This window comes from Microbacterium sp. C5A9, assembly GCF_022627955.1.
GTDB lineage: Bacteria > Actinomycetota > Actinomycetes > Actinomycetales > Microbacteriaceae > Microbacterium.
This window is the reverse complement of the sequence record NZ_JABXGD010000003.1, coordinates 362,746-386,625: the sequence shown is the minus strand read 5'-3', so window position 1 is coordinate 386,625 and position 23,880 is coordinate 362,746. Positions and strand designations below refer to the sequence as shown.

Here is a 23,880-nt window from a genome sequence, read left to right as displayed (position 1 = left end):
CAATACCACCGGCGTGCGCGTCACTGCGGCCACCACGGTCCTTTCCGATCACCAGGCGAATGATCTTCACTCTGCCGCAGTGTGCGCAAGTTGCGCAAGCGCTAGCTCAACATCACATCGCTGAATTCATGATTGACAAGAGCGATTTGGCGTTCTAGCGTGATAGCGCTTGCTCACTGTGAGCGACACATCACCTTCGTCAAGGGAGAAGAAGATGACACCGCGAAAGGCGTTGATGGCCATCGCAGCCGGTGGACTGGCCCTGAGCCTCACTGCATGTTCGGGCAGCTCGAGCGGCACCGCAGATGCCGGGTCGGCGGAGAACCCGATCGAGCTGACGTTCTGGGGAAAGACCGCAGGCCAGAAGGCCCAGGTGGACCTGTGGAACAAGGAACACCCCGAGGCGCAGATCACCTACGTGGAGCAGGGTGGCGATGCCGACCTCTCCCAGGCGCTGCAGAACGCCACGACGGCGGGCAACGCCCCCGATGTCTTCGAGGTGCCTCGCACCTATTCGGTGTCCTTCCTCGCCGACGGCGTCTCGCGCGACATCTCCGAATGGTTCGACAACGATGACGGAGCGATCGCCGAGGGCGCCTTCGACTTCGTGAGCGTGGGCGACACCGTGGTCGGCGTGCCGTACGCGACCAACCCGACTTTCAACGCGATCAACACCGCGACCTTCGGCCGATTCGGATTCGAGGCTCCTGCTGACTGGGCCGAGTTCCTCGACCAGGCGAAGACGATGCAGCAGCAGGGTGACGTCAAGAGCATGAACCTGCCGGGCGAGGATCCCTCGTACCTGCGCGACCTCGCGACGCAGTTCGGTGCCGAGTGGTGGCAGCCCGAGGATGACGCCTGGAAGATCGGCTTCACCTCGAAGGAGTCCCTCGCTGCCGGAGAGATCATCCAGCAGGCCATCGACGCCGACATCGTCTCGAACAACACCTACATCGAGTGGGATGCCCTGATGCAGTTCTTCGCATCCGGTCAGCTGTCGCAGTTCACCACCTCGACGTGGCAGCTGCCGGTCTACGAACAGAACTTCGCCGCGTCGATCGGGGAGTGGGAGCTCGCGCCGTACCCGGCGGAGTCCACCTCGACCGATCTCGTCTCGCCGAGCTACTACAACATCTACGGGATCTCTCCGTCGAGCGACCACCCTGAGACAGCCGTCGAGTTCGCTCGCTGGACCGCCACCGACGCAGACGCCATCGCCCTGCTCGCCGATCCGACCGAAGGTGCGGCGGCGTTCCCCGTCGTCGCCGATCCCGAGTCGGTCATCGACCGGCTGCTGCCGAACGAGCTGCTCGGCGACACCCGCGCCGACGCGCCCGCCGTGGTGCTCGATGCCGCCAGCATGGCCCGGTCGATGATCGAAGGTCCCAACCAGGCATCCGCCACCGAGGAGCTCACCGACTGGTGGGCCAAGGTGATCACCAAGGAGGCGACCATGCAGGAGCTGCTCGAGCATATGCAGCAGTGGACCATCGACGACCTGACCTCGAAGAACATCCAGGTCGCGGAGTAGCAGCCCACCGCCATGACGATCTCCCCCTCTCCCCTGCCGTCGGGCACGACGCGTCGCGCGGCGGGCACCGTGCCCTCCGCGCGGCGCGGCTGGCGAGCATCCCAGAATCGTGCCGGGATGGCGTTCGCGGCACCGTTCTACGTCGGTTTCGCGTTCGTCTTCGTCCTGCCGATCCTCTATGCGATCCAGCAGAGCTTCTTCTCGGTGAAGTCCAGCGGCGGACTCGGGCTCGGCGGCACCGAGGTCGTCTTCGCCGGACTCGACAACTATGTGCGCGCGTTCAGCGACGAGGGTTTCTGGGGCTCGATGGTGCGTGTGGCGATCTTCGCCGTCATCCAGATCCCGATCTCGCTGGGCCTCAGCCTGACCGCCGCTCTGCTGCTCGACAGCTTGACCTCGGAGGTCCGCGCCAGCGGATTCCGCACCGCACTGCTCGTGCCCTACATGGTGCCGGCGATCGTCGCCTCGTTGATCTGGGTCTACCTCTACTCGCCGCGAGTCGGCCCCTTCACCGCGGTGGGCGACCTCTTCGGCATCGAGGTGAACCTCTTCTCACCGTCGATGCTGTGGATCTCGATCGGCAACCTCATCGTCTGGATGGTGCTCGGCTTCAACATGCTGATCCTCTACGGCTCGCTGCGTGGAGTCGACAGGTCGGTGCTCGAGGCGGCCCGCGTCGACGGGGCGGGGGCCGCGCGCATCGCGTGGTCGATCAAGATCCCCGCCATCCGGGGAAGCCTCGTGCTCACCGGGCTGCTGTCGATCATCGGCATGCTGCAGATCTTCAACGAGCCGCTGCTGTTCCGTGCGGCGTCGCCCGAGACGGTGACCAAGGACTTCACCCCGATCATGTCGATCTACTTCCAGGCCTTCGCCAGCAACAACTACAACTACGCGGCCGCACTTTCGGTCGTGCTCGCCGCCGTGCTGGGCGTGCTCTCGTTCGGCTTCTACAAGCTGACCACCCGGAAGGACGCGTCGTGACCGTCGACTACCGCGAAGCGCGCCCACGACACGCGGCGGCGCCGCAGCCCGAGGCCCTCGGCGACCGCATCGCCCGCCCGCGCCGTCGCGCAGGCTCGGAACAGCTCGTCGCCCTGATCGGGCTGATCCTGTTCGCGCTGTACTCGGTGGCGCCGATCTGGTGGCTGATCGTCAACGCCACGAAGGACCGCCGCGACCTCTACAACTCGAACGGACTGTGGTTCGCCGACTTCAACCTCTGGAGCAACCTCGAGTCACTCGCCACCTACCAGGACGGCATCTTCTTCCGGTGGGTGCTCAACACCGTCCTCTACGCGGGGGTGGGTGCGGCTGTGTGCACACTCATCTCGATCGCCGTGGGCTACTCCCTCTCGAAGTTCAGCTACCGCGGGCGCGGCGTCGGACTCGGAATCGTGGTCGGGTCGTTCCTGATCCCCAGCACCCTGATCACGCTGCCGCTCTTCCTGCTGTTCTCGCAGCTGGGCATCGTCGACACGATGTGGGCGGTGCTGATCCCGTTCTTCGTCTCGCCTTTCGGCGCGTACCTCGCGAAGGTCTATGTCGACGGGTCGATCCCCGACGAGCTTCTCGAAGCAGCACGCATCGACGGTGCGAGCGAGTGGCGCATCTTCTTCACCATCGTCCTGCCGATGATGCGCACCGGCGCGGCGACCGTGTTCATCCTGCTGTTCGTGGCGAACTGGAACAACTTCTTCCTGCCCCTCACGATGCTCCGCGGATCCGACAAATGGACCCTCGCCGTCGGCCTGTACAGCTGGTTCGTCAACCGCTCCGACTCCGTGGTCGATCTCACCGCCCTGACCATCACCGGGGCGCTCATCTCGGTGATCCCGCTCGCCATCATGATGATCTCGATGCAGCGCTATTGGAAGACAGGCGTGACGCTCGGCGCGATAAAGTGACCTATCCTCGCACCGCACGCACTCGAAGGAATCCGATGACTGAGAACGGCGCCGTCACGTTGGAAGACGTGGCCCGTGAAGCGGAGGTCTCGGTATCGACCGCGTCGCGCACCCTCAACGGACGCACGGGGCGAGTCAGTGAGACGACGCAGGCCCGAGTGCGGGCGGTCGCCACCCGCCTCGGTTATGCGACCAACCTCGCCGCGCAGGCCGTGGCTCTGGGGCGCTCGCGAGCCGTCGGACTCGTCGTCGGCGACATCCCCGACGATTACCAGAACCCGGTGATGACGGGCGTCTTCCACGCAGCCACGAAACGCGGGATGCTCGTCACCACCGCAGTCGCCCAGACGGCGGCGATCGACGCGACCTCGAGCGCCATCCGGCTGCTTCGCGGGCAGCGACCGTCGGTGATCGTCTACGTGGGCACCGATTCGTCGACCAGCGAGGGGATGACCGAGCTCGCCGCCGAACTCACTCACGCGGAAGCCGAAGGATGCCGCGTCGTCGTGATCGGCGTAGCCGGAATGCCCTTCGACTCGGTGGTCGTCGATGACCGCCGCGCCGCGGCCGCACTGGCCTCCTCGCTCGCCGGGATCGGCTACCGCGACCCGATGATCGTCGGCGGAGTCGGACTCGGGCAGATCTCTCGCGACCGCACGGCGGGATTCATCGAGGGCTGGGCACAGAGCGGGCTGACCGTGCCGCTCGACCGTGTGCTGCAGCAGGCATCGAGCCACGACGGCGGCTATCGGGCAGCGGGCGAGATCCTTCGCCGCCAGCCGCTTCCCGATGTCGTCTTCTGCGTGAACGACTCCATGGCGATCGGTCTCTCGGTGCGCCTGCGCGAGCAGGGGATCGTCATCGGCCGGGACATCGCTGTCGCCGGATGCGACGACATGCCGGCTCTCCGCGACATCGATCCGCCGCTCACGACCATCCACCTGCCCTGGCTCGAAGCAGCCGAAGAGGCATTCCGGCTCGCCGAATCGGAGGAGCGTGCATCAGGCCGGTGCGTCGTGCTCGAGGGCTACCCCGTGCTCCGCACGTCGACGCCGGAACTCACGGACGCTCTTTCGCCCGTTCCGCACACGCACCTCTGACCTTGCGCAGCGAGCCGCCGCGCGAGCGGAATCAACCCCGTTCCGCGCGGACCGCAGCGCCCATCGCGGCGAACGCCTCATGCAGGATCGGCCGCGGGGTCGCGAACACCACCCGGACGAAGTGCTCGTACCCGCGCCCGAGCAGGGCCCCCTCGGTCAGCACCACACCGGCGCGCTCGCGGAAGAACGCGGCCGGTGGCCCGTCGATGTCGAGCGCTGTCGTGTCGATCCACCCGATGTAGGTCGCCTCCGGCTCGCGATACACCGCGCTGGGCAGGTGCTCGGCGACCAGCGCCCCGAGCGTGCGCCGCGATTCCGACAGGTACGAGAGCACCCCGTCGAGCCACGGCCTGCCCTCGCGGTAGGCGGCCGTCGACGCCACGACCCCGAGGGTGGCGGCGCCGTGCTGCACCGAGAACCCGAAGCGGCGGTAGAGCTGCTGATCGGCGTCGTTCGAGGTGATCAGCTGGGCGGTCTTCAGGCCGGGGATGTTCCATGCCTTCGACGCGCTCGTGCCCGTCACGGTGTGCGCGGCGGTCGCCTCCGACAGAGACGCATACGGGGTGAAGGGGCGTCCGTCGAAGCGCAGCGGTGCGTGGATCTCGTCGGCGAACACCCGGCCGCCGTGCCGCTCGACGATCTCCGACAGGGCCTCGAGCTCGGAGCGCTCGACGACCGTGCCCGTCGGATTGTGGGGGTTGCACAGCACGAGAGTGCGCGCGCCCGCGGCGAAGGCCTCATCGATGCGCTGAAGGTCGTGATGCCAGCGCCCCTCGACCTCGACCCCGGGGATCTCGATGACGGGATGCCCGATGGCCGGCAGATATGTCAGAAACGGCATATACGCCGGCGTCGGCACGATCACGGGCGAGCCCGCGGGCGCATACTCCTCGACGGCGACCCGCAGCGCGGCCATTACGTCGGACACCGGGTGCACGCGCTCGGGGTCGATCGTCCAGCCGTACTCGCTCTGCATCCACCCCGCGGTCGCCTCTCCGAGCCGGGCGGCCAGCGGCGGCGAGAGGTAGCCGAGGGTCTCTTCGTCGATGGCCCGATGCATCGCCTCGGCGATCACCGGCGCCACGCCGAAGTCCATCTCCGCCACCCAGGCGCCGATGCTCCCCGGATGCAGACTCCACTTGCGACTCTCGGGTCGATCGAGGGCGAACCTCGTGCGGGAATCGAACGGATGCTGTGCGGCGGCGTCGAAGCTCATGATCGGCGTCTCTCAGCCCGCGAACCGACATCGGACAGCGGCGTCCCCGCGACGGATGCCCCTGCGGCCACTCGTCGTGGTCGAGGTCTCAGACATGGGCGCTCCTTCACGATCGGTCTTCCAGACTAGGTACGTCCGCGGTCTCTGGGCGATTCCCGTTTCGATGCGTGACGGGCGGACTCATGACGATTCCGTCGCCCCGTGGACGGCGTCGCGTCGTCAGGTCGAGTGGGCCAGGGCGGATGCCGCCCGCACGAGCGACGCGTTGTCGGGGGCCATCCTGCCGTCGGGCAGAGCGAGGGTGTCTTCCAGCCCGATGCGCGAGTCGACGCCGAGCTCGACAGCGAGGGTCAGCGCCGGCCAGGCGGATCGCTGTTCTCCGTGCACCAGGATCGAAGCGCTCGGCTCATCGATCCGGACGTGGGCGATCAGCCCCTCGGCGTGCCGCCGCACCCCCTCGGCAGCTTCGTCGGGCAGCTCGATCAGCACCCGCGTGCACTGTGCGCGCGAGGGTGAGATGCTCCACGCCTCGAGGCCGGTCGGGTCCCAGATGCCTGCCTCGACGCCGACGCCCCGACTCACCAGCAGAGCGGCCACGCGATCGGCGCCGGCCTCGTGCCAGTTCACTGATGCGTAGTCGGGCAGTTCGGTCCACTCCGAGATGGAGATCAGTCGCTTCTCGACGTCGGGTTCGATCCACGCCCCCGTGGTCACCCCGATCGGCACATCGGGACAGGCTGACCGCAACGCCCGCAACCAGCTCGTGACGTGAGTGGCGTCCAGGGTGTCGCGACCCTCGGCATCCTTCGGGTGCACGTGGATCTCCTGCGCGCCCGCAGCCACGGCTCTCGCCGCATCCGCGGCGGCGAGGGTCGCGTCGGCACTCAGGCCCGGGTGCTCGGTGACATCGCGCGCGCCGTTGAGGCAGACCTGCACCAGCATCCGTCGTTCTGACGCCTCGGTCACCGCGCCCATCAGTTCATGAGGTCGCGCGGGTGCCAGTCGTGCAGGTTGCCGGTGTCCGACGGTCCCTCTTCGGTGCGCACGGTGTGCACGACCTGCCGCGCCGCCGCTGCTCCGCGCCCGACCCGGATGGCCTCGTCCTCTGTCTCGAAGCTCGACCCCAGAGTGCGGGATTCGCCCTCGATGCGGTTGAACCAGATCCCGTCTCGCTGGAACGTCTCGATGTCACCTGCGGCCATGCCACGTCCTTTCGATCTCCCTCCTTTCTACGTGACGGGCCTGACAGGCAGCAGGGCCTTGACAGCCCCGCCCGACACCGACCGATCGGACTGCATCCACGATTCGCGGCGAACGTCAACCCCAGGACCGTCTTCGCCCTGCGGGGCTAACGTGAAATGCGGCAGGACCCGGATGCCTGCACGAGGAGCGCTCGATGACGCTGGAAGTCATGTCGCCGACCGCGGCACTGCTCGATGGACGATACGTGCTGCATGATCGCGTCGGCAGAGGGGGAATGGCGACGGTCTACCGTGCCGAGGATTCCCACCTCGGACGCACGGTCGCGATCAAGATGATCCACGAGGGCGAAGGGCCGATCGCATCGATCGAGCGCGCCCACACCGAGAAGGCGCTGCTGGCCTCGCTGAGCCACCCGTCGCTCGTCACCCTGCATGATGCGCAGCTCGCCCCCGGACGCCCGCAGTACCTCGTGATGGAGTTCGTCGACGGTCCGACGCTCGCCGAGCGCATGGCCGCGGGGCCGCTGCCGCCGCGTGACGTCGCCCGCATCACCCGCGACCTCGCCGAGGGGCTCGCTGCCGTGCACGCCGCAGGGATCGTGCACCGCGATGTCAAGCCGTCGAACGTGCTGCTCGCTCGCGGCCGCGCCGGGCGAGCGGTCTCGGCGAAGCTGGCCGACTTCGGCATCGCGTGCTCGGTCGAGAACCCCCGGCTGACGACCCCGGGCATCGTGCTCGGCACCCTGACATACATGGCCCCCGAGCAGCTGCGCGATCTCGATCCGGGCACGCCCGTCGACGTCTTCGCCCTCGGTCTCGTGGTTCTCGAGGCGCTCACCGGCGAACCCGGATACCCGTCGCTCCTGTCGGGCCGCGCGGCCGCGATCGCGCGGCTGTCGGAGGCCCCGACGATCTCCGAGACGGTCCCCGAGGAGTGGCGCGATCTGCTGAGGCGCATGACGCGACTCGAGCCCGACGATCGCCCGACCGCGGCCGAAGTGGCGCGCACCGTACGCGGTCTTCTGCGCGGCTACTCCGCGAACGGCGACGGTGCGGCCGTCGCGGCGGCGGCCGCAGCGACCGTCGCGGCCTCCGGGTCCGCCGACGCCGCATCCGGGTCCACCGGCGCCACCGCCGCGCTTCCGGCGGCCGACGCCGGCGCCGATGCCGGCACCGGCACCGCCGAGCCGAAGTCGAGCAGCGGTAGCCGCACTCGCACACGCAACCGCGTGATCGCCGGTGCCGCCGGGCTGGCCGCGACCGGAGCGCTCGTCGTCGGGCTCGCCGCCTTCACCACCCCGGCGTCCGACATCGGCAGGGCCGCCTCGGGCACCGTCGCCCGCACCGCATCCACCCCCGCCGACTCCGCGATGCAGGAACCCTCCGCCGCTCCCGTCGAGGTCGTCAGCGACCTGGGAAACGGTGAGAACCCCGGGAACTCGGGCAAGTCGGGCAACAGCGGGAACAACGGGAACTCCGGGAACAACGGGAACAACGGGAACAACGGGAACTCGGGCGACTCCGGCGGTTCCGGCAAGAACTGAGCGGCGCCGCTCGCACTCGACTCAGCCGGCGTACTCAGCCCGCACGTCGAGCACCCACGTCACACCGAACCGGTCGGTCAGCATGCCGAATCCGGGCGACCACGCCGATGCCGCGAGCGGCTCGACGATCGAACCGCCGTCCGCGAGGGCATCCCAGTAGCCGGTGAGCTCGTCGAGCGAGTTGGCGCGCAGCGACTGGAAGAACGTGCGGTCGGTGAGGGTCGTCCCGTTTTCCCGCGATGTCGTCCCCGCGGTCGCGACGAGGTCTTCGGATGTGCCCGGGATGTCGTACGCCATGAGCCGGAAGCCCTCGGCATTCTCGACCTGCCCGAACACGACCGTGTCGGCGCCGGGCGCTCCCGCCGGCATCCCGAGGTCGCCGTAGGTCGCGATCGTCACGTCGCCGCTGAAGACGGCCCCGTAGAACTCGAGTGCCTGCCGAGCCGTGCCGCGGAAGTTGAGGTGGGTGGTGGTTGCGATGGTCATGATCTCTCCTCGATCGTCTGAGCGACGGATTCTCCGTCGAGATCCACACTCGCAACAGAAGCGGACAGTTTCGGTCCTCTCCCTGACGCAGAATGGAAGCTATGACCGGCAGCTCCTCGCGCATGCTCACCCTGCTCTCGCTGCTGCAGACTCCACGCGACTGGCCGGGACAGGTGCTCGCCGACCGCCTCGACGTGACGCCCCGCACGGTGCGACGAGATGTCGATCGGCTGCGCGGACTCGGCTATCGCATCAGCGCGATCAAGGGCCCGGATGGCGGATACCGGCTTGCCGCGGGCTCTGAGCTGCCTCCTCTGCTCTTCGACGACCAGCAGGCCGTCGCGATCGCCGTCGCCCTGCAGAGCGTGCCCGCGACGGGGATCGACATCGACGAGGGCGCGGCGCGCGCACTCGCGACGGTGCGGCAGGTCATGCCGTCGCGCCTGCGGCATCGGGTCGACGGCATCCGCTTCACCGGCGTCGAGAACGAGACGCGGGTGGATCCCGCGGTGCTCGAGGCGGTCAGCGCGGCCGTGCGCGATCGACACGTGCTGCGCTTCGATTACGGCGAGAACCACGACCTCCCGGCCCGACGCACCGAGCCGCACGCCGTCGTCGCCCGAGAGAGTCGCTGGTACCTGCTGGCGTGGGATCTCGATGCCGACGACTGGCGCATCTTCCGGCTCGATCGCATGACCCCGCGCATCCCCGCCGGCCCCGCCTTCACGCCCCGCGAACTCCCTGCCGCCGACGCTCAGACCTACCTCGCCGCGCGGGCGAAGGGGTCGGATGCCGACGACCGCTGGCCCTGCATCGGCGAGCTCGTGCTCGACCTGCCCGCCCGCGAGGCCGCGCAGTGGCTCGGGCGCGACGGCACCGTCGAAGCGGTCGACGCCGCCTCGTGCCGCGTCACGGTCGGGTCGTGGTCGTGGATCGGCGTCCTCGCTTCGATCGCCCGCTTCGACGTCCCGTTCCGCGTCGTCGGCCCGTCCGAGCTGCGCGACGCCGCGACCGCCCTGTCGCGACGCCTGTCCGACGCGAGCGAGGTCCGCTGACCGGTCAGCGGCGACCGCATCCGAGACCCCGCACCCCGAGTCGCCGAGTGCTCACAGATCGATCTGCGTACGCCGCGCCGCCCCCGCCCCGCGGTGCGCCGTCACCTCGATCTCGGCCTTGTACTCACCCGCGAGCGGGCTGCGCGTCATGGTGAGCGCCGGGTCGATGCCGCGGAACAGCTCGCCGAGCACCTCGATCGTTTCGTCCTGATCGGACGCGTCGGGAACGAAGACCTGGATCCGGACGACGTCCGAGAGCGATGAATCCACGGCGGCGAGCGCCCGCGCGACGGTGGCGATCGCGAGACGCAGCTGCTCTGCCGCCGTGTCGGGCAGGGTCCGCGTCTCGTAGTCGATGCCGGCGGTGTTCGAGACGAAGATCCAGTCGCCGATCGCGACGGCCCGCGAGTAGCTCGCGAGGGTCTCGAACTTGCTTCCGCTCTTCACACTGGTGATGATCAACGGTTCCGTCTTTCGTGTCAGTGGCCCTGGAGGACCGGATAGTCGTCTGCGAGGACAAGATCGTCGGCGCGCGCCTGAGCACGGCGCCGGTGGTGACCAAGCGTGAACAGGGGGTGCTGCAGCGCACTCGACCCGCTGGCGGCGAGTTGCGCCAGTACTCGCCCGTAGGCGGGCGAGAACTTGAAGCCGTTGCCGGAGAACCCGGCTCCGATGACGATCCGCCCCGACTCGGAGACGTCGAGGATCGGGACATGATCAGCCGTCGTCGACTCGGGGTGGATGGACGACCGGACCACCTCGGGCAGGATGCCGGGGAACATCCGGGTGGCGATCGCCGTGCATCGCCGCAGTTGCTCACGCGACAGTTCGCGGGGATCGGTGTCAGGGTCCTCGATCGTCTCGATGCGGGTCGTGGGGGCGATCTTGACCGAGTAGCCGTCGAGTGTGGGGACGCCGAAGGCATGGTCGCCGTCCAGGTCCCGCATCCAGCATGGGAAGCGATCAGGGGTGAACTCGCTGATGTCCTCCGGCATGAACCACGTGAGCGGGATGGCGATCGCACTCACCAGGTCGCGCAGCTCCGGCACGATCCTCGTCGTCCACGCACCGGTCGTCACGATCACCTTCTGCGCGTGGATGATCCCCTCGGATGTCGAGATCACGACACCGCTCTCGCCCTCATCGATGCCGAGCACCGGGGTGTTGTACAGGATCTCCGCCCCGCGCCTGATCGCGGCCCGCTGCGCGGTCGCCACCGCCAGCTCTGAGCGCAACCCGCCGCCGAGCACGTCCATGATCCCGATGTCGCCGTCCTCGACGGTGAACTGCGGATACTCCCGGCGGAGCTCCGCGGCATCGAGGTACCGGTGCGGCAGATCGCCCTCCACGATCGATCGCTGGGTGGATTCGAGGAACGGATGCCCCTCCGGCGCGACCGCGAGGACGCCGGTCTTCAGCAGCAGCTGGCGGCCGGTCTCACGCTCCAGCTCGGTCCACTGCGCTCTGGCCTCGAGAGCAGCGGCCGTGTAGAGCGCGCCTTCCTTGTTCGCCGCACGGAACAGACGCGACTCACCGGCGAACGCTGCGTGGCCGTGCGCTGGTCCGTACTGCTCGACGCCCAGCACGGACATCCCCGTCGATTTCGCGAGATGCCACAGCGCCATCGACCCCATGGAGCCTGCACCCACCACCGCGACGTCGACGGTCCGGATGACCTCTGCCGCACTCATGCGAGCGCCGGCTCGGTCCACAGGTTCAGCTTCTGGCCGATGCCGCGCTCCAGGGCGTTGCGGTACACCTTCGTCCCCCACGCGACGTCCTCCACCGGCATCCCGCCGACCGACATGATGACGATCTCGTCGTCGCTCTGCCGACCTGGCCGCTTTCCGGAGACGACATCGCCGATGTCGACGAGCTCGTCACGCGAGAGCTCTCCGGCCTTCACGAGATCCATCCACTTCTGGCCGACCATCGGAATGTGCTCGAACGACGGCTTCGGGAACTCGTCGTACCAGGTCTCGTACAACCCATACGCATCGACGACCTTGGTGATGTCGCTCTCCAGGAGCGAGTCGTCGGTGTTGCACAGCGAGGGCATCGCGAAGAACGCCCCGGGCGTGATCCACTCCCGCAGGATCGTGGGGTAGTTCTCCGACCCGCCGGCACCGGTGCCCGTGGTGCAGAAGCTCACCAGGTCGCTGCCCCGGACGACATCCTCGATCGAGTCGACGACCTCGATCGTCGTGATCGTCGGGAACTCCTCGCGCACCCACTCCTGGAAGCGCTCGAGGCTCTCCGCTCCTCGCCCCTTGATCTTCAGCGTGTCGATCAGGGGGCACGCATCCATGAAGGCCAGGAGCACCGTACGTGCCATGACGCCGGGTCCGGCGATCCCCGCGACGCGCGAGTCCTTGCGGGCGAAGTGCCGCGCACCGACACCCGGTACGGCACCCGTGCGGTATGCGGACAGCAGGTTCGCCGACATGAAGGCGAGCGGCGCTCCGGTGTCGGTGTCGTTGAGCGTGAACATGAGGATCGACCGCGGAAGACCCTTCTCGCGGTTGGCGATGTTGGATCCGTACCACTTGACGCCGGTCGTCTGGAAGTCTCCGCCGAGGTACGCCGGCATCGCCATGAACCGTCGGTCCTCGGTGGGCACCGGCATGTTCGGGAACGGCGACGCCTCGGGGAACGTCATCATCGCGCCGTGCGAATCGTTGCTCTCACCGGTCATGCGGTAGTCGCCGGCGGCGAACAGCGCGAACATCTCCTCCATGGTGTCGACGCACTGGTGCATATCGGTCACTCCGGCCGCGATCATGTCGGCTTCGGAGAGGTAGAGGAAATCGACGTGGGGCAGGGGCATGAGGTTCCTGTTCGGGGAGGGGGTGGTCGGGACAGTGGTGATCGCGCTCATGGCCTCAGCCAGCGATCGCGTCGGTGAGCTTGGCGTAGGCGGACGGTCGCCGGGTTCTGATCCACGCCGCCTGGATGTAACCGAGGAGCGGGAAGACGATCACCAGTCCGAGCAGGCACCAGCTGACCGCTCCGAAGACGGGGTTCCCCTCGGCATCCGCATCGCCGACCATGATCGGGAAGTAGACGACGATCATCACCACCGAGAGCACCAGCCCGATGAACCCGAGCACCGGGGCGACCACGGTGTTCCAGATCCGCTTGTCCTTGCGCGTCCTGGCGAAGTAGACGATCACCGCGATCGAGGTCACCGCCATCAGGATGGCGATGGCGACGGTCGCGACGCCGGCGAACCAGGTGAACACCTGCAGCACCGGGTCGAGGCCGAGGACTGCGAACAGCGCGACGAGGACGACCGCCGTGATGGTCTGCGCGAGCGAGGACACGTGCGGCGACATGTGCCGGGGGTGCACAGCGGCCACGCGGTCGGGCAGCACACCGGCACCGGCCATGGAGTACTGGTAGCGGGCGACGACGTTGTGGAACGACAGCACGCACGCGAACATCGCGGTGATGAGGAGGATGTTCGTGATGATCTCGCCGATCGGGCCGAGATACGCCGACATCGTCCGGAGGATGAGCGTTCCGGGGTCGGCAGCGGCCTCATCGAGGATGTTCGAGGGCCCCCACGCCATCACGAGGCCCCACGAGGCGAGCGTGTAGAACACGCCCACGCCGATCACGGCCATGTAGGTCGCCCGCGGGATCGTGCGGTCGGGGTCGCGCGCCTCGCTGCGGAACACGGCGGTCGCCTCGAACCCGATGAAGGCGGCGATCGCCATCATCAGGCCCACACCCGGCGAACCGCTCGCGACGTTCGCCGGCTCGAACGGCGCCAGGCTCAGCCCCTCGGGGCCACCGGAGAGCACGACGGCAGCCACGAGGATGAGGACGATGCCGACCTCGGCGCAGAGCAGCACACCGAGCACCTTGCTGGACAGATCGATGTGGCGGTAACCGAGGAGGCCGACGAGAGCGACGACCGCGACGGAGTACAGCCACCAGGGAAGTGAGATGCCGAAGCCCTCGAACGTGAAGCTCAGCACGTACCCCATGTAGCCGTATACGGACACCTGGATCGTCGTGTAAGTGAGCATCGCGATCCACGCGGAGGCGAGACCGGTCGAGCGTCCGAGACCGTATCCGACGTAGGTGAAGAATGCACCGGGATTGGGGACGTGCTTAGCCATGGCGGAGACCCCGACGGCGAAGAGCAGGAGGACGACGGCGCTGATCGCGTACAGCGCCGGGAAGCCCGAGCCGTTGCCGAGCAGGATGCCGAGCGGGGCGGACCCACCGATGACCGTCAGAGGCGAGGCGGCAGCGACGACCATGAAGACGATCGCCGTGGCGCCGAGCGATCCCGACAGGACTTTCTTCGAGGAGGCCTCGGTGGGGCTGGGCTGAATCTGAACCATGTGCAAACCCTTCTGAGAGAAGCGGAGCGGTGCGATTCCCTCACCCTGCCGCGGCGGGGTTACCCGCCCGTCTCGGCGGAGTGACGTCTGCGGTCGCCGTGAACGGGACACTCGAGTGCGGGCTGTCTCATTCGGGTGAGATCTGCGCGAAACACGACTGAAGCGTCCCTGCAACCGACCGCTCGTAGCCTCTTCCCATCGCGCAGCAGCGTTCATCGCGCAACAGGCGGAGGCCCCCATGTCTGCACTCGAAGAGGCGATCGAGCGCCCGGAGGCCGTTCGATCTTTCGCCGCCCGCTCACCGCTGCACGGACTCGACAGGCACACCGTGGGTTTCGCCGACGTCCTCGCGCAGTCGGTCGCCGCCATCGCCCCGGCGGCGGCGTCGGCCATGGCCGTGCTGATGGTCGCGGATCTGGCCGGCGGAGCGACAGTTCTCGTGATGGCCCTCGCGACGATCATCACGTTCCTGGTCGCTCGGACGATCAACCAGTTCACGCGGCGGTTCGCGGCCAGCGGCTCGCTCTACACCTATGCCGCCCGGGGACTCGGCACGACCGCCGGGCTCGCGACGGGCGCGGCGATCGTCGTCGGATACGCCTTCATCTCGGTCTTCGCCCTCCTGGGCGGTGCGCACTACGCGACGATGCTCGTGACCCGGCTGTGGCCGCAGCTCCCTGCGACCCCGATCGCTCTCGGCGCTCTGGTCATCGAGGCAGCGGTGCTCGCGATCGTCCTCGTGCGTGGCATCCGTCTCTCATCCCGGGTCGCTCTCGTCGTCGAACTCGTCTCCGTCGCGCTGATCCTGCTCCTTCTGATCGTGCTCCTCGTGCAGATCGGACCGATCCATCCGGCGGCGATCTTCTCGCCCGACGACGTATCGGTGGCGGGCGTCGCCGGGGGCGCAGTGCTCGCGATCACAGCGTTCGTCGGTTTCGAGAGTTCGGCGACGCTCGGCGTCGAAGCGCGCTCGCCCCTGAAGAACATCCCCCGCGCCATCGTGTGGAGCGTCGGCGTGGCCGGCGTCTTCTACCTCATAGCCGGCTACACGCAGATCGCAGGGGCCGACGCGATCGGGGGGCCGACATCGGTCGCGCTCCTCGACGAGCTCGCGTCGCGTTTCGGTCTCTCCGCCTGGGCCGCCGTCGCGGACGTCGGCATCGCCACCTCGGGCCTGGCCTGCGCCATCGCATCGACGACCGCCCTCACCCGCATCGTGTTCGCACTCGCCCGCGACGGCGTGGCCCCGGCCGAGCTGGGACGCACGCACCGCCGTCACCGCACTCCGGTCGGCGCGATCGCCGTCGCAGCCCCGCCGATCACCCTGGTCCCGATCGCGGTCGTCGCGGCCGGGGTGTCGCCGTGGGACGCGATGCGGGTCATCCTGCTGATCTCGGCCTCGGGCTACATCGTCGCTTACGTGCTGGTCTGCATCGCCGCGCCACTGTTCCTGCGTCGCATCGGAGAGGTCACCGCCGGATCCGTGATCGTGGCCGTCAGCGCGGCGGCGGCGCTGACGGGATGCCTGACCGTTTATCTCGCCGCGGAGGCCACGGCGGGGAATCCCGGAGTCTGGCTCACCGTCGGCATCGCCGTCATCGCGGCGGCGCTGATCCGATGGCGGCGTCGCGCGCCTCTCGGAGAGGTCGGACGCTACGACGAGCCGGTCGCCGCTCACGTGCTCGGCGGCGTCGCCCGCAGTGGCAGCGCAGGCGACGGCAATGGCAGCGCACACGGGGGCGAACCGGGGGACGCCGACGGATGACGGGCGGTGACGGGGTATCGATCTCGGCCCGCCAGCCCACCGCCATCCACAGTGCGCTGTCGATGCTCGAAGCCGTCGCGGCGATGGGAGCCGGCGTCACCGCGCGGCAACTCGCCGAGCATCTGGGGATGCCGCGCGCGACGACCTATCGCCTGCTCAATCTGCTGGTCCAGGACGAGTACCTCGTCCGGACACCGGATCTCACCGGTTTCGCCCTGGGCACGAAAGTGGCGTTGCTGGCCGGCAGTATCGCCGTCGAGCGCGTCCCACGCGCCGCACGGGACGTCCTCGAGCGCACCAGGGCGAGCGCGCGGGGTGGCATCCACCTCGTCCTCTACCGCGACGGCAGAGTCGTCATCGCCGATGAGGACCCCGACTTTCCCCTCTCGAACCGGCTGGGCCTGCAGCACGAGCCCACCCGATACGCGCTGGGTCTGCTGCCACTCGTCGTGCGAGGGGAAGTCGTCCGCGGGGAGCACGTCGCCGACGACCTCGTCACCGAGCTCCGCGAGCAGGGTGTGATCCGCACTCGCGACGGTCAGCGCGGGTGTCTGGTCGCGCCGATCACCGACGCGTCAGGGGCGCTTGCCGGAGCAGTGTCCTACTCGGGTCCACGCCGATACATCGACGAGTCCGATTCGATCGCCGTCTCCGTCCTCGCGGCTGCACGGGAGCTCGGACCGCTCCTGACGTAGATGCGAGCAGCGGATGCGGATGTCGGCATCCGTCGCCCCGACGCACGAACCCAGGCCCCCGGCGTCCCCCGGTAGACTGGACCCTGCCCCGCCGGCCCCTTCCCTAGGAGTGCGCGTGACCACCGCCCCTGCACCTGCCCACAAGCACGTCCCCGACTCCGTCGAGAACGCGACCGCGACTCCGGAGAAGGAGCAGCCGTACGCAGCGCTGGGCCTCAAGGACGACGAGTACGCCCGCATCAAGGAGATCCTGGGCCGCCGCCCGACCTCCGGCGAGCTGGCCATGTACTCCGTCATGTGGTCGGAGCACTGCTCGTACAAGTCGTCGAAGAACTACCTGCGCCGCTTCGGCCAGAAGGTCTCCGACGAGATGAAGGAGCGCCTCATGGTGGGCATGGGCCAGAACGCCGGCGTCATCGACGTCGGCGAGGGCTGGGCCGTCACCTTCAAGGCCGAGTCGCACAACCACCCCTCGTTCATCGAGCCCTTCCAGGGTGCGGCGACCGGCGTCGGCGGCATCGTCCGCGACATCATCTCGATGGGCGCTCGCCCGGTCGCGGTCATGGACGCCCTGCGCTTCGGTGCGATCGACCACCCCGACACGGCTCGCGTCGTGCACGGCGTGACCAGCGGCATCAGCTTCTACGGCAACTGCCTCGGCCTGCCGAACATCGGCGGCGAGACGGTCTTCGACTCCGTCTACCAGGCCAACCCGCTCGTCAACGCGCTCGCGGTCGGCGTGCTCCGCCACGAAGACCTCAAGCTCGCCAACGCGACCGGCGTCGGCAACAAGGTCGTGCTCTTCGGTGCCCGCACGGGTGGCGACGGCATCGGCGGCGCCAGCATCCTGGCATCCGACACCTTCGCCGACGGCGGACCCACCAAGCGCCCCGCGGTGCAGGTGGGCGACCCGTTCGCCGAGAAGGTGCTCATCGAGTGCTGCCTCGAGCTGTACCGCGACGAGCTCGTCGAGGCGATCCAAGACCTCGGCGCGGCCGGCATCTCGTGCGCCACGAGCGAGCTCGCGGCCAACGGCAACAGCGGCATGAAGGTCTCTCTCGACAACGTGCTGCTGCGCGACCCCTCGCTCACGGCCGAGGAGATCCTCATGTCGGAGTCGCAGGAGCGCATGATGGCGATCGTCGCGCCCGAGAAGCTCGACGCGTTCCTCGCGGTCGTGCAGAAGTGGGACGTCGAGACGTCGGTTCTGGGTGAGGTCACCGGCGACGGCCGCCTCATCATCGACTGGCAGGGCGAGCGCATCGTCGACGTCGACCCCTCGACCGTCGCGGTCGACGGCCCGGTCTACGACCGCCCGGTCGCGTACCCGACGTGGATCGACGCGCTGCAGGCGGATGCCGCCGAGAAGCTGCCCCGCTCGAACGACCCCGAGGTGCTGCGCGAGCAGTTCCTCGACCTCGTCGCCTCACCGAACCTCGCCGACACCCGCTGGATCACCAACCAGTACGACTACTACGTGCTCGGCAACACGGCCCTCTCGTTCCCCGACGACGCCGGCATGATCCGCGTCGACGAGGAGTCGGGTCTCGGATTCGCGATCTCGACCGACGCCAACGGCCGCTACTGCCAGCTCGACCCGTACGCGGGCGCCCAGCTGGCCCTCGCCGAGGCCTACCGCAACGTCGCCGTCACCGGCGCCGTTCCCACCGCGATCACCGACTGCCTGAACTTCGGCTCTCCCGAGAACCCCGAGGTCATGTGGCAGTTCGGTCAGACCGTCGACGGCCTCGCCGACGGTTGCTACGAGCTGGGCACCCCGGTGACCGGCGGCAACGTCTCGTTCTACAACCAGACCGGCGACGTGCCGATCCACCCGACCCCGCTCGTCGGCGTGCTCGGCATCATCGACGACGTCTCGCGCCGCATCCCCTCGGGATGGCAGGACGAGGGCCAGAACATCTACCTGCTCGGCACGACCTCGACCGAGCTGTCGGGTTCGGCGTGGGCCGAGACCGTGCACCAGCACCTCGGCGGACTGCCCCCGAAGGTCGACCTCGCGGGCGAGAAGCGCCTCGCAGGTCTGCTCGGCGCCGCCCGTGACGAGTGGCTGATCTCGTCGGCGCACGACGTGTCGGAGGGTGGCCTCGCACAGGCCCTCGCCGAGGGCGTCTCGCGCTTCGGCGTCGGCGCACGCGTCTGGCTGAACGAGATCATCGAGCGCGACGGCGTGGATGCGGCATCCGCCCTGTTCTCGGAGTCGACCGGTCGCGTCATCGTCACGGTGCCCCGAGAGGACGACGTGAAGTTCCGCGGACTCTGCGAGGGCCGCAACTACCCGGTGATGCGCATCGGCGTGACCGACAGCGAGGGCGCGAAGCTCGAGGTGCAGGACGTCTTCACGGTTCCCGTCGCCGAGATCCGCGAGCGCTCGCAGGCCACCCTGCCCGCCGCCTTCGGCCCGACGGTCTCGGAGCCGGTCGGCGCATGAGCGGCGACGGCCTGAGCGAGGACTACGGCGACCTCGGCGAGAAGCGCAACCGGCGCATCCGCATCGTCGCCTGGACGGTCATCGTCGCGCTGATCCTCGGCGGCGGCGGCGCGACCGTGCTGACGCTGATCTTCGGCTGAGGCGGAGCCCTCCTCCCTGCCGTGCTCGGCCGGGCACGATTTCGGAGTGGGCGGGCGACAGCCCGGTGCACCCGACCGATGTGGCGACGTGTCGACGGCCGGGTCCGAACCCGTGCCCGTCCGACCGCGCGGCGTCCTCTTCTGCACCGGCACCCGTGACCCGGGTTCGTCCACGGACCCTGGAATCCGGTACCCGAATGTAGGTACCCCGGCGAAGGATTCGAGGCATCACAGATCCAAGGGGGATGCCATGACCGAAGCCAAACTCGACCTGATCGCCAAACTGCTGGCGAAGGCCGAGAGCACCACGCCCGAAGAGGCCGAGGCTCTGACCGAGCACGCCGAGCGACTCATCGTGAAGTACGGGATCGAGCAGGCGCAGATCGACGAACGACGGGGGCTTCTCGGGCAGGCACAGGAGCAGATCGTCACCGAGCGGATGCTGTTCCGCGGCGTCTACGCGAAGGATCTGCGCGAGATCGGCATCGGTGTGGCCACCGCGCTCGGCGCGGTGCGTCCGCTGCTCGCCGAGTACCCGCCGATCGCGGGTCTGCTCCTGGTCGGGCATTCGTCGGATGTGAGCCAGGTCCAGACGCTGACGGCCAGCCTGCAGGTGCAGGCGATGGTCGCCATGCGCAGCTGGTGGCTCGAGCATCGCGATTTCTACGTCGATCAGCGCGAGGGGGTGAAGCGGCGTGCTCGCAGCGGGTTCCTGCGCGGCTTCGCGGTCGGCGCCATGAGCCGCATCGCCGAGAGCCGACGCGTCACCGTCGAAGAGAGCGGCGCCGGCACCGAACTCGTTCTCGCCTCCCGGCGGAGCCGCGTCGATGCGGCGGTCGACGAGATGCACACGTCGCACGCGAGGCGTCGACGCACAGCGGATGCCGGTTCGTGGGCGCACGGGCATCGATCGGGTCGGCAGGCGCAGACCGGTGGCCGCTCGGTGGCCGCGAGATGACGTCGTGTCGGCGCGACGGTTCCGACGCATGTCCGTCGTCCTGCGAGCGCTATGCTGCCCAGATGGACGAGTCCGGATTCTGGTTCCTCGGAGGAGCATCGAGCCTCGGTGCGTCGATGCTCATTCTGCCGACCGTGCAGCCCGAGTGGTGGTCGATCCTGACCGTCGTCGTGACGTTCGCCGGCGCTGCCGCGATGTTCGTCCGGGGCGCAGCGGACTGGCGTGCGGAGCGGCGTCGAGCCGCCGCGTGCTCGGAGACGCCGTCGGCATGACGGCAGCACGCCACCGCGGTCGGCGTCAGCGCCGGAACAGGTAGCGCGTCAACTCGACGATCGACTCGGGGTCGTGCTCCTCACGCCCGAGCGACTCGACGATGATCGCACCGAGAATCGCACGTCCGAGCTGTTCGACGGGGGCTCCCGTCGAGAGCTGCCCGTCGCGGATGCCGCCGCGCAGGCGCTCGGTCAGGTACTTCTCGACGCCGAGGCTGTCGCCCAGGTGGGCGCCCACACCGGCATCCTCGGTGGCCGCCGCGACCAGCGACCGGAGCAGGGCACCGCCCTCGGGCGCTTCGAGGATGGAGAGCACGCTGCGCAGCCAGGTCTCGACGTCGGCGGAGAGGTCTCCGGTGTCGGGGACGATGAAATCGACGGGGATCAGGCGTCCTTCGGCGAGGCATTCGCCGATCAGGGCTCCGCGCGACGGCCACCACCGGTAGATCGTCTGCTTGCCGACGCCGGCCTCCTTCGCGATGCCCTCGATCGTCAGCCGGTCGTATCCCTGATTGTGGAACAGGCGCGAGGTCGCGTCGAGGATCGCCTCACGGGCAGCCGTGCTGCGCACGGGTCCGCTCCGATGCTCGTTCACCACACGTTCAGGATAACCACAGAACTCTAGACGAGACGCACCGTATGATCAGTTCGTCTGAAGGAGATCGTCGTGGCTGCACTGCTCTACCGTCTGGGTTCCCTCGCTGCGCGCAAGGCGTGGACGGTGATCGTCTCGTGGATCGTGATCCTCGGCATCGGCGTCGGCGCGTTCCTCACGCTCGGCGGCACCCTGAGCAACAGCTTCGACATCCCCGGCACCGCATCGGGTGCCGTGACCGACCAGCTCGCCGAGAAGCTGCCGGACACCGCGGGCGGCACGGGCACCGTGGTCTATCAGACGACCGACGGCTCGGCCTTCACCGACGACCAGAAGCAGCAGATCTCCGCACTGGCGGCGAGCGCCGAAGACCTCGACGGCGTGGCCTCGGTCGTCGACCCGTTCGACGCCCAGCAGCAGCAGGCCGATCAGGCGCAGCAGCTGGCCGACGGCGAGAAGCAGATCGCCGACGGGCGGACCCAGCTCGATGCCGGCCAGGCCCAGCTCGACGCCGGGCGCGCGCAGCTCGACGCCGGACTCGAGCAGCTCACGGCCGCACGCGCGCAGGCCGACGCCGCGGGCGCCCCGGCCGAGCAGCTCGCCGCTCTCGACGCGCAGCTCTCGGCACTCGAGTCCCAGCTCGCCGAGGTCGACGCACAGCAGAGGACGATCGACGACTCGCGGACCGAGCTCGCCGACAACGCCGAGCAGGTCGAGCTCGGCTCCACACTCCTCGACCTCACGAACGGCATCGGCGTCGTCTCCGACGACGGCTCGACGGCCATCGTCAACGTCTCGTTCGAAGACCCCCGCCTCGAGCTCTCCGAAGAGGTCAAGCAGGGCACGATCGACCACTTCGCATCGTCGTCGATCGACGGCGTCGAGGTCGACTTCGGCACCGACATCGCGCAGGGTGTGCCCGAGATCTTCGGCGTCGGAGAGGCGATCGGCCTCGCGTTCGCCGCCGTGGTGCTGATCGTGATGCTCGGCACCCTCATCGGCGCGGCCCTGCCGATCGTCACGGCGGTGGTCGGCGTCGGCGTCGGCGTGACCGCCTCCCTCGCCTTCTCGGGTGTCGTCGACATGGCATCCGTCACCCCGGTGCTCGGTGTCATGCTCGGCCTCGCCGTCGGCATCGACTACTCGCTCTTCATCGTCAACCGACACCGCAAGCAGCTGCTCAACGGCGTTCCGGTGCGCGAATCCATCGGCCTCGCGACCGGCACCTCGGGTACCGCCGTCGTGTTCGCCGGAACCACGGTCATCGTCGCGCTGCTCGCCCTCAACGTCACCGGCGTCCCGTTCCTCGGGCTCATGGGCACCGTCGGCGCGGTCTGCGTCGCGGTCGCCGTGCTCGTCGCGATCACGCTCGCCCCCGCGGTGCTCGGCCTCGTCGGCACGCGCCTGCTCAGCAAGAAGGCCCGCACGACGATCGGTCAGCCGCACGCCGCGGGCACGCCCGTGCGGCAGATGTCGACTCTGCGCGCGATCACCACCGTGATCGTGAGCGTCGTCGCCCTGCTGATCGTCGCCATCCCCTCGATGTCGATGCGTCTCGGACTGCCCGACGGTGCGAGCGAGCCGTCGGACTCGACGAGCTACCGCGCGTTCCACATCGTCGACGAGCAGTTCGGCGAAGGCGCGAACGGTCCGCTGCTCGTCACCGCGACCCTCGACGACGCCGTGAGCGACGACGACCTGCTCGCGACCCAGGTCGAGATCGCGCAGACGCTCTCCGATCAGGACGACGTCGTCGCGGTCGCCCCCATCGCCGCATCCGACGACAACACCCTGCTCGCCTTCCAGGTGCTGCCGGCCGAAGGACCGAACAGCTCGTCGACCGAGAGGCTCGTGCAGGACATCCGGGCTCTGCCGCAGCTCGACGGCGGCATCACGCTCGGGGTGGCCGGCCAGGCCGCGATCAACATCGACATCTCCGAGGCCCTCGCCGGTGTGCTGCCGATCTACCTCGTGGTCGTCGTCGGCCTCTCGCTGCTCATCATGATCGTCGTGTTCCGCTCGCTGCTGGTGCCGATCATCGCGACCGGAGGGTTCGTGCTCTCGCTCTTCGCGACCTATGGCCTGATCGTGGCGGTGTTCCAGTTCGGCTGGGGCGCCGACCTGATCGGACTCCACAGCACGGGGCCGATCCTGAGCTTCCTGCCGGTGATCCTCGTCGGCATCCTGTTCGGGCTCGCGATGGACTATCAGCTGTTCCTCGCCTCGGGAATGCGCGAGGCGTACGTGCACGGAGCCTCGGCTCGGGATGCCGTCGCCCAGGGCTTCCGCGCCGGTCGCTCGGTCGTCATCGCCGCCGCGCTCATCATGGTCTCTGTGTTCGGCGGGTTCATCTTCTCGGAGTCGACGATCATCCGCTCGATCGGATTCGGCCTCGCCTTCGGCGTGCTCCTCGACGCCTTCGTCGTGCGGATGCTGCTCATGCCGGCGCTCATGCACCTGCTCGGCCGCTCGGCGTGGTGGCTGCCGCGGTGGCTCGACCGCATCCTTCCCAACGTCGACATGGAGGGCGCCGCGCTCGAGCGCGACCACCCCGGGGTGCGGACGGATGCCGTGCCGGTGGTGCCGAGCCCGGAGGCGTGAGCGCCGGCC

22 protein-coding genes are annotated in these 23,880 nt (G+C 68.7%); 13 read left to right on the top strand and 9 right to left on the bottom strand.

The features are described from left to right. Positions 1–214: 214 nt before the first annotated feature. Genes HWD99_RS08605 through HWD99_RS08590 form a run of 4 tightly spaced genes read left to right on the top strand, consistent with a single transcriptional unit; the run spans position 215 to position 4,538 of the window. A complete protein-coding gene (locus tag HWD99_RS08605; protein WP_241795817.1) occupies positions 215–1,531 on the top strand; it encodes an ABC transporter substrate-binding protein in 1,317 nt (438 codons plus the stop codon). A gap of 12 nt (positions 1,532–1,543) precedes the next feature. Then, entirely contained in the window at positions 1,544–2,515 is a 972-nt protein-coding gene (locus tag HWD99_RS08600) for a carbohydrate ABC transporter permease (RefSeq protein ID WP_241795816.1), read from the top strand. Further along, a complete protein-coding gene (locus HWD99_RS08595) occupies positions 2,512–3,438 on the top strand; it encodes a carbohydrate ABC transporter permease (protein ID WP_241795815.1) in 927 nt (308 codons plus the stop codon). The genes HWD99_RS08600 and HWD99_RS08595 overlap by 4 nt, the downstream gene beginning before the upstream one ends. A gap of 35 nt (positions 3,439–3,473) precedes the next feature. Next, positions 3,474–4,538, top strand: a complete 1,065-nt coding sequence (locus HWD99_RS08590; protein ID WP_241795814.1) for a LacI family DNA-binding transcriptional regulator — start codon at positions 3,474–3,476, stop codon at positions 4,536–4,538. A gap of 31 nt (positions 4,539–4,569) precedes the next feature. Here HWD99_RS08590 and HWD99_RS08585 read toward each other — a convergent pair whose 3' ends face one another. From HWD99_RS08585 to HWD99_RS08575, 3 genes are all read right to left on the bottom strand, one after another. After that, on the bottom strand, positions 4,570–5,754 hold the full coding sequence (locus HWD99_RS08585; RefSeq protein WP_241795813.1) for a MalY/PatB family protein: 1,185 nt from the start codon (positions 5,752–5,754) through the stop codon (positions 4,570–4,572). Positions 5,755–5,973: 219 nt separating this feature from the next. Continuing rightward, on the bottom strand, positions 5,974–6,729 hold the full coding sequence (locus HWD99_RS08580; protein WP_241795812.1) for a 3-keto-5-aminohexanoate cleavage protein: 756 nt from the start codon (positions 6,727–6,729) through the stop codon (positions 5,974–5,976). Next, positions 6,729–6,956, bottom strand: coding sequence for a DUF2188 domain-containing protein (locus tag HWD99_RS08575; protein WP_241795811.1), 228 nt, complete (start codon positions 6,954–6,956; stop codon positions 6,729–6,731). The genes HWD99_RS08580 and HWD99_RS08575 overlap by 1 nt, the downstream gene beginning before the upstream one ends. 194 nt (positions 6,957–7,150) lie before the next feature. Between HWD99_RS08575 and HWD99_RS18490 the strand changes: the two genes are divergently transcribed. Further along, a complete protein-coding gene (locus HWD99_RS18490) occupies positions 7,151–8,500 on the top strand; it encodes a serine/threonine-protein kinase (protein WP_274618076.1) in 1,350 nt (449 codons plus the stop codon). 21 nt (positions 8,501–8,521) lie between these two features. On the opposite strand, the gene HWD99_RS08565 is transcribed toward HWD99_RS18490, so the two are convergent. Continuing rightward, a complete protein-coding gene (locus HWD99_RS08565) occupies positions 8,522–8,986 on the bottom strand; it encodes a VOC family protein (protein ID WP_241795810.1) in 465 nt (154 codons plus the stop codon). 101 nt (positions 8,987–9,087) lie between these two features. Here HWD99_RS08565 and HWD99_RS08560 point away from each other — a divergent pair, with 101 nt between their 5' ends. Then, on the top strand, positions 9,088–10,041 hold the full coding sequence (locus HWD99_RS08560) for a YafY family protein (RefSeq protein WP_241795809.1): 954 nt from the start codon (positions 9,088–9,090) through the stop codon (positions 10,039–10,041). Between the two features lie 51 nt (positions 10,042–10,092). On the opposite strand, the gene HWD99_RS08555 is transcribed toward HWD99_RS08560, so the two are convergent. From HWD99_RS08555 to HWD99_RS08540, 4 genes are read right to left on the bottom strand one after another with little or no spacing between them, the layout of a single operon-like run. After that, positions 10,093–10,503: a RidA family protein gene (locus HWD99_RS08555; protein WP_241795808.1), complete on the bottom strand. Its 411-nt coding sequence runs from the start codon at positions 10,501–10,503 to the stop codon at positions 10,093–10,095. 17 nt (positions 10,504–10,520) lie between these two features. Continuing rightward, positions 10,521–11,732: an N-methyl-L-tryptophan oxidase gene (gene solA, locus HWD99_RS08550; RefSeq protein WP_241795807.1), complete on the bottom strand. Its 1,212-nt coding sequence runs from the start codon at positions 11,730–11,732 to the stop codon at positions 10,521–10,523. Beyond that, positions 11,729–12,868, bottom strand: coding sequence for a tyramine oxidase subunit B (locus HWD99_RS08545; RefSeq protein ID WP_241795806.1), 1,140 nt, complete (start codon positions 12,866–12,868; stop codon positions 11,729–11,731). The genes solA and HWD99_RS08545 overlap by 4 nt, the downstream gene beginning before the upstream one ends. Before the next feature lie 55 nt (positions 12,869–12,923). Continuing rightward, positions 12,924–14,396, bottom strand: a complete 1,473-nt coding sequence (locus HWD99_RS08540; protein WP_241795805.1) for an APC family permease — start codon at positions 14,394–14,396, stop codon at positions 12,924–12,926. A 238-nt stretch (positions 14,397–14,634) separates the two neighbouring features. Between HWD99_RS08540 and HWD99_RS08535 the strand changes: the two genes are divergently transcribed. From HWD99_RS08535 to HWD99_RS08510, 6 genes are all read left to right on the top strand, one after another. After that, positions 14,635–16,161: an APC family permease gene (locus HWD99_RS08535; protein ID WP_241795804.1), complete on the top strand. Its 1,527-nt coding sequence runs from the start codon at positions 14,635–14,637 to the stop codon at positions 16,159–16,161. Further along, a complete protein-coding gene (locus HWD99_RS08530) occupies positions 16,158–16,856 on the top strand; it encodes a helix-turn-helix domain-containing protein (protein WP_241795803.1) in 699 nt (232 codons plus the stop codon). The genes HWD99_RS08535 and HWD99_RS08530 overlap by 4 nt, the downstream gene beginning before the upstream one ends. Before the next feature lie 115 nt (positions 16,857–16,971). After that, positions 16,972–19,305, top strand: a complete 2,334-nt coding sequence (gene purL / locus HWD99_RS08525; RefSeq protein WP_241795802.1) for a phosphoribosylformylglycinamidine synthase subunit PurL — start codon at positions 16,972–16,974, stop codon at positions 19,303–19,305. Beyond that, positions 19,302–19,445 carry a hypothetical protein gene (locus tag HWD99_RS08520; RefSeq protein ID WP_241795801.1) on the top strand — a complete coding sequence of 48 codons (144 nt, stop codon included), beginning with the start codon at positions 19,302–19,304 and terminating at the stop codon, positions 19,443–19,445. The genes purL and HWD99_RS08520 overlap by 4 nt, the downstream gene beginning before the upstream one ends. A 250-nt stretch (positions 19,446–19,695) precedes the next feature. Then, positions 19,696–20,403 carry a DUF2786 domain-containing protein gene (locus tag HWD99_RS08515; RefSeq protein ID WP_241795800.1) on the top strand — a complete coding sequence of 236 codons (708 nt, stop codon included), beginning with the start codon at positions 19,696–19,698 and terminating at the stop codon, positions 20,401–20,403. A 62-nt stretch (positions 20,404–20,465) separates the two neighbouring features. Beyond that, a complete protein-coding gene (locus HWD99_RS08510) occupies positions 20,466–20,675 on the top strand; it encodes a hypothetical protein (RefSeq protein ID WP_241795799.1) in 210 nt (69 codons plus the stop codon). Positions 20,676–20,700: 25 nt separating this feature from the next. Here the strand turns inward: HWD99_RS08510 and HWD99_RS18660 are convergent, their stop codons facing one another. After that, the gene (locus HWD99_RS18660) at positions 20,701–21,273 is read right to left on the bottom strand and encodes a TetR/AcrR family transcriptional regulator (RefSeq protein WP_241795798.1); all 573 of its coding nucleotides are present in this window, start codon (positions 21,271–21,273) and stop codon (positions 20,701–20,703) included. A 69-nt stretch (positions 21,274–21,342) separates the two neighbouring features. Between HWD99_RS18660 and HWD99_RS08500 the strand changes: the two genes are divergently transcribed. Beyond that, positions 21,343–23,871, top strand: a complete 2,529-nt coding sequence (locus HWD99_RS08500) for an MMPL family transporter (RefSeq protein ID WP_241795797.1) — start codon at positions 21,343–21,345, stop codon at positions 23,869–23,871. The last annotated feature ends 9 nt before the right edge of the window (positions 23,872–23,880 follow it).